The following is a 15,399-nucleotide window of genomic DNA, read 5'->3' as shown; positions in this document are numbered from 1 at the left end:
TAAGACCTACACTGGTATTATCCGCAATAATTCGCGCCAGCTTTTTTTATTTTTAAAATTTTTTAAATTATTTTCGCAGATGTTTGTTCAGTTCCTCGACCAGCATGAAGACGGTCGTGGACGGGTTGTCCCGCGCTGGCGACGGTGAGCGCTGACTGTAGAGTGTCTTGGCGTTCTGGATGGCGGCCGGCTGCCTTGATAATAGTACGTTATACATGTGCGGATGATTTTTTTTGTAGAAAAAGCCCAGCCGTTTCGACAGCATGTCGGGGTAATGGAAGCGCGAGATCGATTTTTTGATCAGCTCGAAATGCAGCAGATACCAGATTTCGAAAGCTTCGTTGCTGTAGGCGGCGCGGAAACCTTGACGGTAATGAGTTTCGCAGAAAAAGACGGCTTCATTGAAGATGTCGCGATCGAAGGAATCCTTGTCGAACACCAGCCAAATTTCATCGTATTCATCCGGCCGGGTATCGACGACTTCGCGCGCATAGTTGACCAAGGACATCGTATTCATCGCCGTCCCGACGATTTCGACCTGCGCCGAAATGACGTGAAAACTGCGGAAGTAGTTCGGCTCGGTCTTGGTGCCTTCGCAAAGGATCAGGAAAGTTTTTTCCGGCCGTTTCGTTCCGACCGGCCGTTCGAATTTTTTCTTGTGTTCCCTTCTTCTATTTTCCATTGTCGACCCACCAATCCAACGGCCGCGGGAACGGGATCGCCCCGTATTTGCCGTTCAGGTAGTTGCGGTAAAATTCAAAACTGTTCTTCCTTTCCTCGTCATCAAAACGATATTCCACCAAGGAAGTCAGGTGGCTGGCGCTGTAGCTGTCCTTTTCCACGAACCAGACCTGGTCCCGCCGGAAAAGGCTGCTGGACAGATTCGTGATGTCGTGCGTCGAATAGATCATCTGCGCGCCTTTATCGTTGACAGGCCCGGAAAAAAGTTCCAGCACATAGCGCGTCATCAAGGTGTGGAATTGCGTGTCCATCTCGTCGACCATCAACAGGCCACCCTTTTCGAGCGCCTCAATGATCGGACCGGCCAATGCCAACAATTTGACGGTGCCGGCCGATTCCGTATCCTGGAAACGGAAATTTTCGCAATGCGGCTCCGACTCCCCCTGTTCGTTGCGCCGGGTCTTGACGACGAAAAATGCCAGTTCCGACCGGCCGTTGCGCGGGTTGCCAAGTTCATGGACAACGATGTCCTGGATGGACGGATCGGCAACGCGGATCAAGGCCAAGAGGTTATGTTTGTATTTGGACAGATGCATCTTCGCCATCGAAATAGTCAGCCCGATTTTCGACGTATCCAGGATGATGCGCATCTCCGTGAACCACTCGAGAAACAGTTTCAGCTCCGGATGTTCGGCTGATTCAGGTGCTGAAAGCAAGGATGACAAGGCCAAACGTGTATCATCCAAAATGATGTGGTTGAAAAGTTCGGCCCATTCCCCACCGACGATTTTGCCTGTCTCATTCCGGAAAAACAGATCCTTCTGCGCTTCGCCCTCCAGATAAAGGAATTCCTCGGTCACCCGTTTGCGATTGACGAAAAAACCATAGCGATAAAGCCTCCCGGCCAAAAGGAAACTGGCTTCCAACATTGTGTCCTTTTTCTCGGTCCGCGCATCCAGATGGAACGGTTCGATGTGGCCCAACCATTCTGTGGATGTATAATTCTGCAGCAGTACGCCTTCCTGGATCATCTTCATGGCCTTCAGCAAATTGCTTTTCCCGCTGGCGTTCGCCCCATAGATCGTCGCCAATTTCGTCACGGCGATATTGTCCTTGCCATAGACGGACTCAGGGTGTTCAGCGATTGGGCTGGCGACCATCGAAAAAGTAGCCTCATCTTTAAAGGAAAAAAAGTTCTCCATCACAATTTCCACGAGCATTTCCGCACCTCCTATACCAAAAAGTATAGCACCATAGCGGCGTTTCTTCTAAGAATAACCGTCAAGATTGCAAAAACGAAGGATGTTCTTGCAAACGTATACACGAGTGCGGATTTGTAGGCATTTCGATAGTGTTTGCATCTGCGAAATCCTCAGTGAACCAACGAAAAAGTCCGGGGCTCACCAGCTCCGGGGAACGATTGCCTCGCCGGAGGAGCGGGAGGCGATCAGGCGCTGTTCTCCGATGAGACCTGCCTCGCCGGAGAAGCGGAGGCGATCAGGCGCTGTCCTCCGATGAGACCTGCCTCGCCGGAGCTGAGCGGTTGAACCTACACTCGAACAATCTAAAAAAGGCGCGCTCCCCATTCAGGAGCCGCCTTCCCCTATATCGATGAAACTATACAACCCCAACCAATAACCGACTGTCTTAAAGATCTCATACTGAGCCAATCTCCTGCCGAGCTGGGTCTCGATCCAAGGCAAGCCATACGGACCGCCCGCGGACACGTAGATGAACGTCAAGTCCTTCCCCTCCGCCGCTTTCTCGAAGCTGTATTTGACCCGGTTCATGTGATAATCGCTCGAAACAACGATCGCTGTGTCGTAGCCGTTCTCCTCCATCAACGCGATGCTGTAAAGGGCATTGGTCCAAGTGCTGGTCGCCTGGTAATCCGCGAGTATGTCATCATCCATCATCCCCAGTTCGCCGTATGGCTGCAGATACATCAGTTCGGCATCCACAAGCAGCGGCGAGACGATGATCTTGCCGGAATCGGAATAGCCTTCATCCAGCAATTCGGATGCCTTGATGCCCCGCTCCGGCGCGCCTTCCGGTACGATGATGATGTCGGATACGACAGGTTCCTCGTTGATTTCCAGATTGGCCAGGATGTAGAAGCTGATCGCCAAAGATACGCCAGTCACGATCAAAAATATATTCAGCAGCAGCATCGTTATTCTGGTCGATTCGTCCGTCTTCAGGAGGCTGCGCTCCTTGTCGAATGGATAATTTGCCATCTTCCGCTTTCCACATCCTTTCCCACGTTATTATCACTCTATTTTATCCGAAATGTGGAAATAAGCCATCGCTTTTTGTATTTTTTCTTCTGCACAGATCATCATCCAATATTTATAAGCGCTATCGTGCTATGATTAAGCCAACAAGGCATAAGGAGGAAATCACCATGAGATTGTTGAACAAAGTTGCTGTTGTAACCGGAGGCGCTTCGGGTATGGGCGAAGCCATCTGCCGTAAATTCGCAAAAGAAGGCGCAAAAGTAGTTATTGCTGATTACAACTACGAGGGTGCACTGAAAGTCGCAAATGAAATCAACGCCGAAACCCTGGACGCTGCCGCTGCCATAAAAACCGACATCTCCATCGAAGCCGATGCCGACGCCATGATCGATACCGCCATCGCCCTCTTCGGAAAAGTGGACATCCTCGTCAACAACGCGGGCATCATGGATGGCTTCGAACCGGTCGGGGAAGTCTCGAATGAACGTTGGGAAAAGGTCTTCGCCGTCAACGTCAACGGTCCGATGCATGCGAGCCGCAAAGCCATCCAATATTTTCTGGAACAGGGCAGCGGCAATATCATCAACATCGCTTCGATCGGCGGCCTGCAAGGCGGACGGGCCGGTGTCGCCTATGTCGCTTCCAAACATGCTGTCATCGGCCTGACGAAAAACACGGCTTTCATGTACGCGAAAAAAGGCATCCGCTGCAACGCGATCGCCCCTGGAGCTGTCGCTACCAATATCGCCCAATCGATGGGTACCGTCAGCACCTTCGGCCAGGAAACGACCGGCGTCGGCATGGCGATCAATCCAGCTTTCGGAATGCCCGACCAGATCGCTTCCGTCGCGCTCTTTCTGGCTTCCGACGACTCCAGTTTCGTCAACGGATCCGTCGTGACCGCGGACGGCGGCTGGACCAGTTACTGATTTTTGCTTACTGTTACAGAAAAACGAATGCGGCTATTCCGAAAAGGAGGCAGCCGCATTCGTTTTTTCATATATACTTGATGCCTGTTGGAAAAACTAAGTGGCTCCTCCGGCGAAGGAGTCCTTCGCCGGAGGAGCGGAAGCGATTCAGCCCCCAGCTCCGACGAAAAGCGGCTCACCGGAGAAGAGTATCTGATTTTAGCCCCAGCTCCGGGCAAGCAGGCTGTCACCGGAGTTCCGGGCCAAAACCACGGTTTTCTTTATCCTGCGTTCTTATCCTCCAGCCAAATCTTCCGCGAAATGAAATTCCAGGCCATCACGAACACAGTCGCGGCGATCTTGGCCACCAAGTAATGCAACGCCACTTGATCAACGAACAGCCACATCAGCACTTGGTTCAATCCCAAACCGATGACACTTAAAGTGACGAACAGCAGCAATTCCTGGCGCTTCTCGGCTTCGCCGAAGCGGCTCGTGAACACGTAGCGCATGCTCGCCGCGTAATTGAATAAAGTCGCCGCGACAAACGCCAGCGCGGCTGCCGTCAAATAATGCAGGCCGATGAAATCGGCCAAAATATAAAGAATCAGAAAATCCAGCACCGTCGACACCACACCGACGATTCCGAATTTTGCCACTTGGCCCAACAATTTAGTCATTGTCCTGCCCCTCCCTGCGATCAGTCGGCACATTCACATCCTTCTCCTTCAGGATGTAGAGCGGACGCCGTTTCGTCTCCATGAAGGTTTTCCCCAGGTATTTACCGAGGATTCCCAGGCAAAGCAGCTGCAAGCCGCCCATCCCCAAAATGATGACGATGAGCGAGGTCCAGCCGGATGTTGCGTTGCCGAAAACCAGTGTCCGCACGGTCAGGATCAAGGCCGCCAAAATCGCAACGGCGAACGAGAGGAACCCGGTAAAAGCCGCGATCGCCAACGGTGCCTCGGAAAAGGCCACAATCCCGTCCAGCGAATATTTAAACAGGCTCCAGAATGACCAGGTCGTCTTGCCGGCGACCCGCTCCTGATTTTCATAGGACAGGTACTTCGTCTCGAAGCCGACCCAGCTGAAAATCCCTTTCGAAAACCGGTTGTATTCGGTCATCTCGAGGACGGCGTCGACCATCTGGCGGGTCATCAGCCGGAAATCCCGGGCGCCGTCGACGATTTCGGTATCGGAGATTCGGTTGATCAAATGGTAGAACTGCCTCGCGAAAAAGGATCGGATCGGCGGTTCGCCTTTTCGGTCAAGGCGTTTCGTCCCGATGCAATCATATTCGCCGATGCGGATCAAAGCAACCATCTCCACCAACATAGCCGGCGGGTCCTGGAGATCCGCATCCATCACGGCGACGTAATTCCCGTTCGCGTGGCGCAGCCCCGCCACCATCGCCGCTTCTTTGCCGAAGTTGCGCGAAAAGGAAAGGTAGTGCACGCGCTCATCAAGCGCGGCCAGTCGTTTCAATTCCGCCAATGTGGCATCCTTCGAACCGTCATTCACGAAAATCAGCTCGAAAGCGGCATCCGGAATCTGTTCGCTGACCGCCGCAATCTCTTTATGGAAAATCGGCACCATCTCTTCCTCGTTATGGCAAGGAACGATGATGGAAATGATATCTTTTGACATGTGTCCACCCCTGCAAGTTCTTTCAGAATTCTGAGCTTTCCTTTATCGTATCATACTTGACGCGGGTTGGCCGTCTATTTCTTGAAATGATTGAGCAAACCGAGGCACCTGGTTTCGACATGCTGCTGCCAAAGATACGCCACCGGCAAAGCGAACAGCGGAGAAAACAACAGCGCCGTTTCCGGCGGGATGACCTGACCCCAAAATGTCACGAACAGGATGATTGAAGTCGTGTGCGTCAGGTAAAGGCTGAAGGACAGCTTTCCCAAAAGCAGCAACGGTTTCGATTTGAAGATTGCGGTAAACCGCGGCGACTCCAGACACAACACAAGGAACAAAATGATGCCCAGCCCCGTCAACAACAGCGCGTTCCGTACCCGAAACGACAACCCGAGCGCAGAGAGGATCCACTGGCTCGGGATCATAAACGGAATCGACCAGGCAGAAAGTATCCGGAAACGGCGATGCTCCCGCACAAAGGCCCGGATAGCCGGCAGATGCTTCGCCAGCACCGCCCCCATCACGAAAAAGATCGCATAATAATTGGTCCGGTTGAGCGACTCCGAAAGGTGCGCCAACCAAACCGTATCGCTCCGCATGCCCCAGTTCGTCAAAGCATCAATCCCTACTTGCAGGATGGCATAATACCCAAGGACCTTCCCTGTCCGGTTACGGTGCAGCGCCACTGCCACAAAAGGCAGGATGAAAGACAAGCGCCATTCCTGGACCATGCTCCAGAAAGCACCGCTGAGGATGTTCAAGTTGTAGTCATACCCAAGGATATACAACAAAATCTCGCCCGCGTTAGTCACCCTTTTCCATTTCACATTGAACGAACCGCTCAAGTCGATCGTATCATGCTTCCAGGCCCCAAACAGCGCAATCAGGATGACCGTCACCGCGATGACAAGCATATAAGGCAGCATCAGCCTGATCCAGCGTTTGATGATGAACGACTTGAAGTCCAGCTTCCGCCCGTTCAGATAGGGCCGTGCCAGCACGAAACCGCCGATGATGTAGAAGACCAGTACCGCTTCATTGCCGCCCCAGATCATTTTCACTGGTGTCTGCGTCGCCACCCTCCAAAAGGTATTGGCAAAGATTTTGTATTCGTTGGCGCTGTAGCCATAGACTGTCCAGACCGCCATGTGGAAAATCATGACAATGACGGAGGCCAATCCCCGCATGCCGTCAAAGATTTCGATCCGTTGGCTTTGGCCGGATTTTTGCATAATCATTCACTCCCGTTGTTTCGAAACTATCGAAATATTCCTTCCTATGGTAGTTCAAATGTTACAAAATTTCAAATTGTTTATTTTTTTGAGCATTACGACTTTTTATTTCGAATCCGAGATGTTATACTGTACTTACATGCGGTAAGTGAACTGAAAACCGCATCAAATATACAATAAGTGGAGGAACACACATGGACGTTTTAGTAGTAAAAGGAAACAACAGACCAGCAGAGGAAGCAATTTCTTCAAAAATGTACGAAACTTTTTTGGCCGCGGCTAAAGAAAATGAAAAATTGAACATCACAACTTACAATGTCTTTTCGGAAGACATGCCTTACTTGGGCCAAGACCTTTTCGGCGCTTACGGCAAAATGGCAGTCGGCGAAGAATTGACTGACATCGAAACACGCCTTTTGGCAGCAAAACAAAAAGTTATGGATGCCGTGACTGCAGCTGACGTGATCGTTTTCGCCTTCCCATTGTGGAACTTGACGATCCCTGCTAAATTGCAAACATTCATCGACTACATCTTTGCAGCCGGCTTCACTTTCAAATACGATGAAACTGGCCAAATGGTCGCTTTGATGCCTGAGAAGAAAGTTATCCTTCTGAACGCACGCGGCGGCGTTTACTCAACTCCTGAAATGTCTCCAATGGACATGGGCGTGAACTACATGCGCAACGTATTTGCTGGCGTATTCGGAATGGAAATCATCGGCGAAGTCATCATCGAAGGACACGCAGCTGTTCCTGATCAAGCAGCAGCAATCATCGAAGAAGGCCTTGCTAAAGTTACAGAACTGGCAAAATCACTTTAAAAATAGAAAAGCGAAACGGGTTCGTTCAGCCCTGAAAGAAATTTAGGAAATCGTGCCGACTGAGCATCGCAGAGCGCAATAGGTACGATTTATCTAATTTCCGAAGGGCTTACCCGTGAAGCTAGCCGTCTATTTATACAAAATCATACGGACGCGCCCAGTAATCGGACTGGTGCGCGTCTTTTTTTGTGCTTTTTCAATCATAATCCTGACTTTTGGCAGACAAAATCATTTTATTTATTGTTGACAGCCTTCGCACAACTATGCAATAATACAAAACGTAATCATTTCGATTTATAAATCATTTATTTTTCAGGAGGACCACATGAATAAAAAACATAGAACAACCCGCTGGATGATCGGCAGTCTGCTCGTGCTGAGTTTGGCGGCTTGCCAGCCCGATCCGGAAACCGAGGAGACCACAGAATCCAGTACCACTGCCGCAGAGATCACGATCGAGCCCGTCAACCTGCAGGACCAAGCGACCATCGATGCCGCCAACGGTATCTTTGAGGACAGCCAAGTTGCCGACCGCCCATTGAGCGATTGGGAAGGCGAATGGCAATCCGTCTACCCTTACCTGCTTGACGGCACACTCGACAGCGTCTTCGCGGAAAAAGCCGAAGACCTTGGCGAAAAGACCGCCGAGGAATACAAGGCGTACTACACGGTCGGCTATGAGTCGACCTTTACCGGCCTGACGATCTCCGCCGATTCGATCACGTTCTACGAAGGCGATACCGCACGCACCGGCACTTACGCGTACAGCGGCTATCAGATTTTGACCTACGAATCCGGCAAAAAAGGCGTCCGCTATCTGTTCGAACGGGCGGATGATACCCAGGATACGCCGAAGTACGTCCAGTTCAGCGACCATATCATCGAACCGACCGCATCCGCGCACTTCCACATTTATCTGGGAGATGATAGCCACGCAGCATTGCTTGAGGAGATGGACAAATGGCCGACTTTCTACCCTGCCGGGATGGACGGGAACGAAATCGTCGAGGAGATGCTGCATCACTGATCTGATAGTGGGTCACCGGGAGCTGTGCTCCCGTGAACGACGGCTTCGCCGGAGTTGACTACTGACTTTTTTGCCCTCCTCCGGTTAGGGGGGCTTCGCCGCAGGTGGCGGCTATTTTCTGTTGTCTGCTCCGGTTAGCGATCCCTTCACCGGAGCTGGCGCTCTGTCCTCTGTCACGCATACAAGCAAAAAAATCTCCGGCAAGCACCCGCCTGCCGGAGATTTTTTTCATTGCAGCATCAGAGACACCGCTTGTCGACCCAGCCCAGCGTTTTGCCGTTCAGCGTCACAAGCGCATAGTAGCCGTCCACAGATTCCTGGATGACCTGCACAGTCGTATTCAGATAGGAACTGGTCAGTCCCAGCATCGTGAATCCTGGCGTGCCCCACGGCAGACTGTCGATCGAAAAACCGACAGAGCGGATCGTGGCGGTGTAATTCACTGCTTTTGTATTCAAAGCCGCCAACGCGCGGTAGTCGACCCAGCCCAAGTTCCGGCCGTTCAGTTGGATCAGCTTGTAATTCCCGTCAATCGATTCCGCGACGACTTTCACGAGGCTGTCCAAATAATTGTTCGTGCTTTCCAGGTACTGGTATCCAGCAGTACCCCACGGCAGACTGTCGATCGAATAATTCTGACCGGAGACGCCGGCGTAATAGGAAACCTGACGCGCATTGCTGAAGGCCCGTTTGTCGATCCAGCCAATCCGTTGACCGTCGATGGCGACCTCCGCATAGGCACCGTTCACACTTTCCCGCAGCACAGTAGCTAATTTCCCGAAATAAGCCGCTGCATCGGCAATTTTGGTATAACCTGGCTCACCCCACGGCAAACTGTCGATTGAATAAACGCCGTTCATGATCGGCAAGCTGTAATTCACGGCCACTGTTGAAAAGTTCTGCAGGCCCCTGCTGTCGATCCATCCCAATGGTTTCCCAGCGAAAGAAATATATGCGTACGCACCATTTGCCGTTTTGCGGGTCACCAACACTTCTTTGCCGTAATAATTCGATGAAGCATCCAGATAAACATAACCTGCTTCGCCCCAAGGCTGGCTATCGATCGAAAAATTAGTGTCAGAAACGATCGCTGTATAAGAAACGACAGTTGCATCGAAACTCTCGAAAGCGCGATAGTCGACCCATCCCAAAGGCAAGCCGTTATAGGCCAAACACAAGTATGCACCGTCCGCCGATTTGCCGATCACAGTGACGGTCTTGCCGACATAAGAACTGCTGGTGTCGAGCATCCGATAGCCGGAAGTCCCCCACGGCAAGTTGTCGATCGAGTAATTCCCCTTGCGGACGACTGCGTTGTAGCTCGGAAAAGCCGCATTGAAAGCCCGTTTGTCGATCCACCCAAGCTTGACACCGTCGACCGAAATTTCGGCATAGATACCATTTGCCGTTTCCCGGACGACCTTGGACAGTTTACCATAATAGCTTGCTGTATCACCGACATGGACATAGCCCGGTTCACCCCATGGCAACGAATCGATCGAGTAACCGCTGTTCATGATCGGTAAGGTGTAACTGGCCTTAACGGTGGAAAAGGTCTTCAGCGCATCCATGTCGACCCAACCCAATTCCTTGCCGGCGCAGGAAATAAACGCGAACTGCCCATCAACGGTCTGCTTCGTGACCACAATTTCCTTGCCGTAATAGTTCGAACAAGGCTCCAAATATTTGTAGCCGATCGTGCCCCAAGGCAGACTGTCGATCGAAAAGTTCGTGCTCGATACGATTGCGTTGTAATTCACTGCCACTGTTTTCGGTCCATCGAATTTGGTCAGATCATAGGCGCTGATGATGGCATTCAGCTTGACGTAATAGGAAGAATCAGTCGCGTAACGCCCCGTCAAATACAGCGTGGCATCCTGATAACTGGTCGTGTTTTCCTTCCAGGTCCCTTTGTAGTAATTCGCATCCCAGCTGACCCCGTTGCGCAGCTTCTCTGCGTAATCGATCATCGATTCATAATAGGAAGGGTACAGCCTGAAAAAGGCATCGATCCAGATGATCGACCCGTCGCTTTCTTCCTCCCACGTACGCATCACAATCGAATTGCCGGCGTAGGAACCTTTGATGCCGAAGAGATTATTGCCGACTGTGCCGAGTTTGCTGGTTCCGTAGGCGGTCTCCAGTGAGGCTTGGGCGACCATGACGGAAGCGTAGAGATTGTAGTCGTTGCCGATTTCCGTAGCGTACTGTCCGAGGTAGTTGACAAATTCTGCTTTAGTGGCGAACGCCCGCGTCTCTTTGTCGATTTCCGCATAGGCATTCGTGCCGTTGACGCTCAAGAGTTGACCGATATTGATGAGCGTACTCGTCAAATTGTTCCAGCGCGTCAAACTAGCGACATCCGTATTGTAATGCGTGGCGATTTTCTGCAGCGTATCGCCGGACTGGACGTAGTAATACCAAGTGCCTTTCGCTTCGGTGACGGCCGCCAAGGTCACAGAGGGAGTTGCTGACGTCATCAAAGGTGCTTGAACCGATTGTTCGGTATCAGAGGATTCCTTTTCAGTATCTGGGATTTGTTCAGCTTGGTTGTCTTCGGTTACCAATTCCGGCTGTTTTTCTTCAACAGTTGGTAAAGCGACATCATTTTCAAGGATCGGCAGAGTTGGATCTGTCGGACTTGTTTGCGGCCCATCCGCGTCCACAGTTGGCACTGCTTCAACTGCTTCAGCCACAGGCACCTGCCATTCCGATTCAGTCAGAAGGAATGTTTGGGTAGCATCCTTATAGACTTTCACCTGCAAAACCGTTGTCCCTTCCGGAACTGTCTCCAAAGTAACCGTAAACTGTCCGGCTTCATCGGCGGTTTGCTCGCCAACTTTGCTCTCTCCTGCACAAACCAACACGTACGCATTCGGTTGGGTTGTTCCTGAAATCTGATCGGTTCCGTATATGCCCGCATCCAAAACCGTAGCGGTTACCACAATTGACTCCTTGCTTGCATCCGTATAAGCTGCCGTCTCCTCTTGAGCAGAATCTGCTGTTGGCATCAGATCTGCTGATGGTTGCACAGGAAACGCCGGAATCGTTGTTTCGATTGGCGCTACCCCTGCAGTCGCTGCATCCGTTTCGTCCGCAAAAGCGATATTGTTTCCTGCAAGCAAGCTCGCAGCCAAGCCTGACAAAGCGACATACGCTCGTGTGTATTTTCTTTGAACAATCTTCATAGTCGTCCTCCTAGTTTACCGACGGATTTCTTAAGAGTACTTTAAAATATTATATTCATTATAACATTTTACACAGAGAACTAATTGTTTCATTTGGATTACGAGCGCTTACAAAAAAATAGGACACACCTTTTAACTAATTCATTGACTTGACGATGGACGAGATTCGGTGCTCCGGCGAGCGGCGGTTTCGCCGATTGAAGGTGATCGAAACAGCTGCCTCTCCCCAATTCATGTTCATTAATGATTGTTTGTGTTTCTTTATGTCTTTACAGAAACCGCATCCAAATGATTTTCCAGCAATTAACTTCACCTGAATTGCATTGAAAAACACATTTTTGTTCGAAAACCCATCAAATTGTCGCGTTTTTGTTTATTTTTGTTCGTTCTCTGTTGACCAGATCGTGAAATTGTGCTAAATTATGGTTAACATAAAGAGGTGAATGAAAATGTTAAAAAAAGAACGCCTGCTGATACTCACTGAAATCGTCAACCAGGAAGGCATCATCACCGTAGCCGATATCGTCAAGCAACTGAACGTTTCCGACATGACCGTGCGCAGGGATCTGGACGAACTCGATAAGGCCGGAAAAATCCTGCGCATCCACGGCGGAGCACAAAGCATCAGCTACGCATTGGACCAGGAACTCTCACATACGGAAAAACAAGAAGTCCAAAAAGAAGAAAAGAAAGCGATTGCCAAATTGGCGGCAAGCTACGTTGAGGATGGCGACACCATTTTCCTCGGGCCGGGCACGACGATCGAAATACTGGCGAGCTATCTCGGCGGCAAAAAAATCCGCATCATCACAAACAGCTATCCGGTTTTCGAAAATCTACGCCAATACGACACCGCGGATATCATTATGATCGGTGGCGATTACCGGAAAAACACGGGTGCTTTCTTCGGCCCGATCGCGAACGACAACCTGAAAAAATTGAAGTTCTCCAAATGCTTCATCAGCGCCAACGGCATCCACAATGAAGCGATCTCTACCTATAGCATGGCGGAAGGTGAAACCCAGAACATCGCCCTGAACAACTCCCGCACAAAATACTTGCTGGCGGACAACAAGAAATTCAACCGGGACGACTTCTACAATTTCTACAACCTGCACGACATCGATCACCTGGTCACCGATGACCATATCAGCGCAGATCTGGTCACGCATTACTCGCAATACGTCACCCTGACCCAAGCCCAAACAGAAGAAGGAGCTAACTTATGAAACTGAACGGCATCATTTTTGATTTCAACGGTACAATGTTCCAGGATTCTCATCTGCACGAACAGGCCTGGATCGACATGATCCAAAAGTACAGTCCAGGCAACGGGCTCACAGAAACAGAGATTCTGACAAACGTACACGGCCGCACGAACGACAAAATCCTGCGTCATTTTGTATCCCCTGAACTGACGGACGAGGAAGTGCAGAAACTTTCTTTGGAGAAGGAAGAACATTACCGCAGACTCTGCCTGAGCAAACCGGAGCAACTCGTATTGACGGACGGCTTGATCGAAGTGCTGGACGATCTGAAGGAGCGCAAGTTGCCGCTGACGATCGCCACCGCGACCATCAAAGAGAATGTCGACTTCTATTTCGACACCTTTGCGCTCGATCGTTGGTTCGATCCGGAAAAAGTCGTCTTCGATGACGGTTCCTTCCCCGGCAAGCCGGAGCCGGATATCTTCCTGCATGCCGCCAATAAACTCGGGGTTCCCCCCGAAGAATGTCTGGTCATTGAGGACGCCTATTCCGGGCTCCGCGCGGCCAACAGCGCGAACATCGGTATGATCATCGCAATCGACCCGTTCTTCAAGAACCGGGAAACCTTTCAAAAGGAAAACCTCTGTAAGGACGGCGTCATTACGGACTTCCACGGCTTCACCCAGCGCCTTTTCGCAGAACAAGCATAAAAATTAAAGAGAACGCACCCTCGGCCCGGCCGATGGTGCGTTCTCTTTTTGTGGAGTTACGGTGTTGCCAAGGTTACCGTATCAACGGGAGCTGTGCTCCGGCGAACGACGGCTTCGCCGTAGTTGGCTGCTGGGTTTCGCTGTCCTGCTCCGGCGAGGGGGGCTTCGCCGGCGTTGCCCCTGTTCGTGGATCGGTTCCACCGGCGAGCAGTCCCTTCGCCGGAGCTGGCTCTCAATTCCCCGAAAAAACAGCATCGGGAAAAAATTTCCCGATGCTGTTTTGTGTAGTTGTATTATTTTTTACTTTCCTGCTCTATAAGAATAAACCGTGCTATTCGATCAGCTGAGTTTCTGCTAACTTCTTGTACCAGTAAGCACTTTTCTTCGGATAACGTTCCTGTGTTTCAAAATCCACGTAGAATAATCCGTAGCGTTTCTCATAGCCATTTGACCATGAGAAAACATCCATCAATGACCAGATGAAATAACCTTTCACGTTCACACCTGCTGTTATGGCATCTGAAATGATCTCTAAATGCTTTTTAACATAATCGATACGTGCATCATCCTTGACTGTACCATCTACAAATTCATCTTTATAGCCTAGGCCATTTTCAGTAATGTAGATTTTTTTGTAATTAGGATAATCATTTTTGACCCGCATCATTTGATCATATAAGCCTTGTGGGTAGATCATCCAATCCCAATCCGTTCGTGGAACATCTACGTCAAACTCTCTTCTTCCGACACCTTTCAGCTGATATTTAGATCCGCCTTTAGCCCCGGTTGAATTATGCGTAATTTCTGATTCACCATCAAAGGCACGCATCCAATCGCTCATGTAATAATTGATGCCCAGAAAATCGTTTAAATCCTTCGCTGCCTCAAGCATTTCAAAATCCTCTTCACGAAGATCCAACTTGCCACCATTTACGGAGAGAATATGATTGACACCCTCCATCGTTTTTTGAGAGTACCTACCCAAGTAAGTGGCATCCAGAATGAATTTGTTATGGATGATGTCTTCCAATTCTGCTGCACGAACATCTCCTGGATTGGATGGATCATAAGGGTACTTCGTTGGGAGTGCATGAACGACACCTATTTCTCCTGGATAGCCGTTATCCTTATAAAGCTTGACGGCTCTTGCATGTGCGAGCATCATATTATGATGGGATTGGAATAATTTTTCAAAATCATACTTGATCCCTGGTGGGAATTTACCGACTAAGTACTGACCATCACCTATCGGGCCTATTTCATTGAACGTAGTCCAATAGTTAACCTCTGAAAATTCTTTAAAACAGTACGCAGCGTAATCTACAAAATGGTCAATGTTTTTACGATTTAAGAAGTCTCCATCTGAATGCAACACTTCAGGAGTATCAAAATGATGCAGCGTGACAAAAGGCTCCACATGACGTTTATGGCATTCTGAAAAGAGCTTATGATAGTATGCAACGCCTTTAGGATTTACTTCACCAAAACCAGTCGGAAAAATGCGTGACCATGCAATGGAAATGCGAATGCCGTTTACACCGAATTTTTCACTAAGCTCCAGGTCCACAGGATAACGATGATAAAAATCACTGGCTGGCTCTGCTGTATACCAATAGTTTTCTTCAAGATAAGTATCCCAAGCTACACGGCCTTTGCCATCTGTTTGCGTCGCCCCTTCAGCTTGATAGGCTGCTGTTGCTCCGCCGAAAATAAAATCTTTTGGTAACTTCTTCATATTAT

13 protein-coding genes are annotated in these 15,399 nt (G+C 50.0%); 5 read left to right on the top strand and 8 right to left on the bottom strand.

The features are described from left to right. Positions 1 to 67: 67 nt before the first annotated feature. From BM184_RS07920 to BM184_RS07910, 3 genes are all read right to left on the bottom strand, one after another. Positions 68 to 682 (bottom strand): RloB family protein, encoded by a 615-nt coding sequence (locus BM184_RS07920; RefSeq protein WP_086942984.1) that lies wholly within the window; start codon positions 680 to 682, stop codon positions 68 to 70. Beyond that, a complete protein-coding gene (locus BM184_RS07915; RefSeq protein ID WP_086942983.1) occupies positions 672 to 1,901 on the bottom strand; it encodes an AAA family ATPase in 1,230 nt (409 codons plus the stop codon). The genes BM184_RS07920 and BM184_RS07915 overlap by 11 nt, the downstream gene beginning before the upstream one ends. 366 nt (positions 1,902 to 2,267) lie before the next feature. After that, entirely contained in the window at positions 2,268 to 2,918 is a 651-nt protein-coding gene (locus BM184_RS07910) for a YdcF family protein (RefSeq protein WP_086942982.1), read from the bottom strand. Between the two features lie 167 nt (positions 2,919 to 3,085). On the opposite strand from BM184_RS07910, the gene BM184_RS07905 reads away from it, so the two are divergent. Then, a complete protein-coding gene (locus BM184_RS07905; RefSeq protein ID WP_086942981.1) occupies positions 3,086 to 3,847 on the top strand; it encodes an SDR family oxidoreductase in 762 nt (253 codons plus the stop codon). Positions 3,848 to 4,107: 260 nt separating this feature from the next. On the opposite strand, the gene BM184_RS07900 is transcribed toward BM184_RS07905, so the two are convergent. The 3 genes from BM184_RS07900 to BM184_RS07890 all read right to left on the bottom strand — a co-directional run bounded on the left by BM184_RS07900 (position 4,108) and on the right by BM184_RS07890 (position 6,705). Continuing rightward, complete coding sequence (locus BM184_RS07900) at positions 4,108 to 4,506, bottom strand: GtrA family protein (RefSeq protein WP_177208593.1); 399 nt, start codon at positions 4,504 to 4,506, stop codon at positions 4,108 to 4,110. Next, a complete protein-coding gene (locus BM184_RS07895) occupies positions 4,499 to 5,473 on the bottom strand; it encodes a glycosyltransferase family 2 protein (RefSeq protein WP_086942979.1) in 975 nt (324 codons plus the stop codon). The genes BM184_RS07900 and BM184_RS07895 overlap by 8 nt, the downstream gene beginning before the upstream one ends. A gap of 74 nt (positions 5,474 to 5,547) precedes the next feature. After that, positions 5,548 to 6,705: an acyltransferase family protein gene (locus BM184_RS07890; RefSeq protein ID WP_177208592.1), complete on the bottom strand. Its 1,158-nt coding sequence runs from the start codon at positions 6,703 to 6,705 to the stop codon at positions 5,548 to 5,550. 194 nt (positions 6,706 to 6,899) lie between these two features. On the opposite strand from BM184_RS07890, the gene BM184_RS07885 reads away from it, so the two are divergent. Then, positions 6,900 to 7,526, top strand: a complete 627-nt coding sequence (locus tag BM184_RS07885; RefSeq protein ID WP_086942977.1) for an FMN-dependent NADH-azoreductase — start codon at positions 6,900 to 6,902, stop codon at positions 7,524 to 7,526. Positions 7,527 to 7,851: 325 nt separating this feature from the next. After that, positions 7,852 to 8,553 (top strand): metal-binding protein ZinT, encoded by a 702-nt coding sequence (locus BM184_RS07880; protein ID WP_086942976.1) that lies wholly within the window; start codon positions 7,852 to 7,854, stop codon positions 8,551 to 8,553. Positions 8,554 to 8,792: 239 nt separating this feature from the next. Here BM184_RS07880 and BM184_RS07875 read toward each other — a convergent pair whose 3' ends face one another. Next, on the bottom strand, positions 8,793 to 11,741 hold the full coding sequence (locus BM184_RS07875; protein ID WP_086942975.1) for a GW dipeptide domain-containing protein: 2,949 nt from the start codon (positions 11,739 to 11,741) through the stop codon (positions 8,793 to 8,795). 449 nt (positions 11,742 to 12,190) lie between these two features. Between BM184_RS07875 and BM184_RS07870 the strand changes: the two genes are divergently transcribed. Together BM184_RS07870 and BM184_RS07865 are read left to right on the top strand one after the other, a co-directional pair. Continuing rightward, positions 12,191 to 12,970 (top strand): DeoR/GlpR family DNA-binding transcription regulator, encoded by a 780-nt coding sequence (locus tag BM184_RS07870; protein ID WP_016173977.1) that lies wholly within the window; start codon positions 12,191 to 12,193, stop codon positions 12,968 to 12,970. Between the two features lie 2 nt (positions 12,971 to 12,972). Next, the gene (locus tag BM184_RS07865) at positions 12,973 to 13,659 is read left to right on the top strand and encodes an HAD family hydrolase (RefSeq protein ID WP_177208596.1); all 687 of its coding nucleotides are present in this window, start codon (positions 12,973 to 12,975) and stop codon (positions 13,657 to 13,659) included. A gap of 331 nt (positions 13,660 to 13,990) precedes the next feature. On the opposite strand, the gene lacG is transcribed toward BM184_RS07865, so the two are convergent. Then, positions 13,991 to 15,394: a 6-phospho-beta-galactosidase gene (gene lacG, locus BM184_RS07860; RefSeq protein ID WP_086942973.1), complete on the bottom strand. Its 1,404-nt coding sequence runs from the start codon at positions 15,392 to 15,394 to the stop codon at positions 13,991 to 13,993. Between the last annotated feature and the right edge of the window lie 5 nt (positions 15,395 to 15,399).

It is taken from the genome of Trichococcus pasteurii (assembly GCF_900112935.1).
GTDB lineage: Bacteria > Bacillota > Bacilli > Lactobacillales > Aerococcaceae > Trichococcus > Trichococcus pasteurii.
The sequence above is the reverse complement of the archived record's forward strand: the minus strand, read 5'-3'. Positions and strand labels throughout refer to the sequence as shown.